This window comes from Pyxidicoccus caerfyrddinensis, assembly GCF_010894405.1.
Taxonomy (GTDB): domain Bacteria; phylum Myxococcota; class Myxococcia; order Myxococcales; family Myxococcaceae; genus Myxococcus; species Myxococcus caerfyrddinensis.
The window spans coordinates 1-405 of the sequence record NZ_JAAIYA010000155.1 but is presented as its reverse complement, the minus strand read 5'-3'; the positions used below and the strand labels follow the sequence as shown (position 1 = coordinate 405).

Genomic DNA, 405 nt, shown 5'->3' with positions numbered 1-405 from the left:
TGCTGTTGATGCCGCTCATCGGCAAGTTCGGCGGCAAGCTCGACGGGCGGTGGCTGGTGGGCCTGGGAATCATTGGCATGTGCCTGTCGCTGTGGACCAACGGCCACTTGAGCAGCACGGCGGACGAGGCGACGCTGATTACGCCCGTCTTCATCCGCGCCTGCTCCATGGGCTTCATCTTCGTGCCGCTGTCGGTGATGGCGCTCAGCAACCTGCGGCCGGACCAGCGCGGCAACGCGGCGGGGCTCTTCAACCTGACGCGCGAACTGGGGGGCTCCATCGGCACCGCGTGGATGAGCAGCGCGCTCAACCGGCTGACGAAGGTGAACACCACGGCGCTCACGTCGCACGTGGACCCGTACAGCCAGGTGACGCAGGAGCAGCTCGCCGCGCTCAAGGCCACGG

1 protein-coding gene is annotated in these 405 nt (G+C 67.4%); it reads left to right on the top strand.

The features are described from left to right. Positions 1-405: MFS transporter (locus G4D86_RS51955; RefSeq protein WP_164003122.1), on the top strand; the 405-nt coding region annotated here is incomplete at both ends.